Source organism: Campylobacter sp. DY7, assembly GCF_057802535.1.
Window position 1 is genome coordinate 1 of sequence record NZ_JBYJAU010000028.1, and the last position, 3,351, is coordinate 3,351.

The following is a 3,351-nucleotide window of genomic DNA, read 5'->3' on the forward strand; positions in this document are numbered from 1 at the left end:
GCAACTAATAAAATCACATCTACAAATGCTAGTTTTGAATCAGAAATAAAAACAGCATTCCTAGACGCTCAAAAGGACTCTACATTTGGTGCAAGTAGCAATGTAATTGCAACAAATATAAATGCAGTTGGCGCTACATTTAGTGGCACAATAGCAAAAAATAATTCAATCACAGCTGATAGTTCAACATTTGAAAAAGCAATCGATACAAACAAATTAACAGCAAGTAATGGTTCTAAATTTAACGGCACTGTAACAGCAGGAAATTTAGAAACCTTAGCAGGAACAACAGCTTCAAGTTTTACTAACACAGTAAATGTTACAAACACACTAACATCAGCTAATGTTAATTTTACAAACAATGTAACAGCAGGAAACATAATAGCTAACGATAAGGCAATTTTTGGTGGAACTACACCAACTACTATTACAGCAAACACAATCACAGCTAATAGTGGCTCAGTATTTGATACAAATAGCAATGTAAAAGCAAACGATAGTATCATAGCAAACGCAGGTTCAAGCTTTAAAGGCTCAACAATAGCAACTAATAAAATCACTTCAAACGGAGCTAGTTTTGATGGTACGATAAATTCAGCATTCCTAGAAGCAAACTCAGGTTCAACATTTGCAGCTACTAGCAATATAAATGCAACAGATATTAAAGCAACAGGCTCTAAATTTGAAGGTCAAGTAGCGAAAAACAATTCAATCACAGCTGATAGCTCAAGCTTTGCTAATGCAATTGATACAAATACACTAACAGCTACTAATAACTCAAGTTTTAAAAATGTAAATGCAAATACAATCGAAGCTACTAATTCTATTTTTGGTGGCATAGTAACAGCAAGCGATACAATTACAGCAAACACTGGTGCAAACTTTACAAACGAAGTTAATTCAAACATACTAATAGCAAATAATGGCTCAGTATTTGATACAACAAGTAAAGTAAATATAACAGATAGCATTATTGCAAACGCAGGTTCAAGCTTTAAAGGTAGTGTAACTACTGATTTCTTAGCAGCTGATAAAGGTGCAGAATTTATAGGAACAACTGATGTAAGACAATTATATGCTAATGGCTCAGTATTTGGTGGTAAAGTAAGCATTAATTGTGAAGATCCAGCTGTTTGCGGTTCAGTAATTAGTGGCTCTACTTTTAGTGATTTAGAATTAAAAAACAATACCCAAGCAATCATTGATTCTGGTTCAAAAGTTGCTAATCTAACTCTAAGCGATAATACAATGGCTAAGCTAGATAATAATTCAAACATAGGTAATCTAAAACTAACAAATCAAGCTAATAAGGTTTTAATAGAAGGTGGCTCAAACATCACAGGAGATATTGAAAACCACGGCGAAATTTATGTAAATAATGGAACAATCTCATCAGTTATTACAGGTACAGGTGATTTATTCACTAATCAAGTAACCTATGAAAAAGATGTAAGCCTAAGCGATATAAGAAATAGTAGCAATGCTACTTATAAAGGCGATACAAAAGTAAGTAATAATGCAGAAGTAGATAATAGCACATTTAATGGAATACTTAATGTTGATAATAAACTTACAGCATATCAAGGAAATAAATTTAATATAGTTAATGCAAATAGTGCTGATTTCTTATACGATGCAAATAAAGGTGCTAGTAAAGATATAACAGCAAATGATATTAATGTAACTACTGGATTAGTAATTGATAATATCAATGTAACTTCTAATAAAATTAGTGCAAACACAGCAACTATTAAAAATAGTGCTAATGTAAGTTCTTTACTAACAGGTGCTAGTGATGTGGCTACTAAAGTTTATGATGCAAACATTACTAAAGGAAATACTTATAATGTAGATAATTCAACCATTAAAGGTGGTATAAGAGCTGATAAACTAAATACAAGCAAGTCAAGCATTCACGCTCAAGTAGCAACAAATACACTAAATGCAAGCAATACTACATTTTACATCTATGGAAATGGAACTAATACATCTTTTTATGATGGATATAGTGGAGCTATCATAGCTAGAGAAGGAGCAATTGGTGGTGGCAATAATATTCAATTAGCTAATACAAACCTAAGCCTACTTACACAAGGTTTCGTTCCTGTTGCTATCATTAAACAAAGCACACCTACCGGAGGCGTAGTAACAGCAGCTGCAACTTCAAGCATAGGAGAAGACTTCTTTAAAGTTACTTATAAATCAAAGTTAGCAATGTATGAATTAGTAGATAAATACAAGCACTTTAGTGATATTAATGGTAGTTATGTTTGGAGTGTTGGAGTTAGTGGAGAAGACTTAGTAAATAATACAAACATAGACAATGTAATAAGCGGAGCAGATAGCACTAACATAGCAAATGGTGCAAACAATAATTATAATCTAACAAGCCTTGAAGTAGAAGTTGGCGATATGTTTAAACCTACTGAGTTTGATAAAGAAGCAATAGATACAGCTAAGTTCATTCTAACAAGCCCTGATTATATAATTAGAACTAAAAACAATACTTTAAGTAAAAGATTTAGAGCTTTAAAAGATTATAAATTAGGCAATGGTTTTTGGCTTGATAATCAAATGGGTTATGCAAAGTATGAATACAACGCAATCCGCTATAAGAATATGAGCGTTGGAGTTGATAAGACTCATGAGTTTAATAATTCAGATTTAACTCTAGGTTTAGCTGCTAGTGTTGGTAGAGCTGAGACTAAAGGTAATTTAAGCTCAGATGCTGATTCTAAAGGATTTGGAATTTATGCGCTAAATAAATTTAATAATAATGTTTTTATAGGTGCTAATGCTTTCTATCACAATATCGCAAGCTCTTATGAAGCAAAAATGCTAGATGTAAAAGCTAATAAAAGCCACAATGTATATGAAGCAAGTATTGAAGGTGGTGTTAGATTTGGAGATAAGGTATATTTCGAACCTAGCTTAAAATATCATCTAACTTCATATAAACCAACTGCAATTAATCAAGAAGGTTTAGTATTAAAAGGAGATAGTCAGTTAAAGCATGAATTAGGAGTTGCTTTAGAAGGTGGATTTAAAGTGCCTAATGTATTTGATGCGTATTTAGCAGTAGGACTTAGCAAAGAATTAAACCATAAGCCTGATTTAATCTTTATTGATGAACTTAAAATACAAAACAAAGTAGATGGAAGCAAAGGCGATACTAGTGTAGGAATTAATTTCGGGGTTGATTATAAACTAAGCCCTAATGCTTCATTTAATATAGACCTAGGAAGCAATCTATACACTAACTCAGATAAAGAACTAAAAGGAAACATTGGTTTTTCATATAAGTTTTAATTCTTAATTCCTAATCCAAATTCTTTTAGAGTTTGGGTTGGG

At 32.1% G+C, this 3,351-nt stretch carries 1 protein-coding gene; it reads left to right on the top strand.

The annotated features are described in order from the left end of the window. Window positions 1-3,309 (top strand): autotransporter outer membrane beta-barrel domain-containing protein (locus AC1B00_RS09515; protein ID WP_488849487.1); only part of this gene is annotated, 3,309 nt, incomplete at its 5' end. Window positions 3,310-3,351 lie beyond the last annotated feature (42 nt).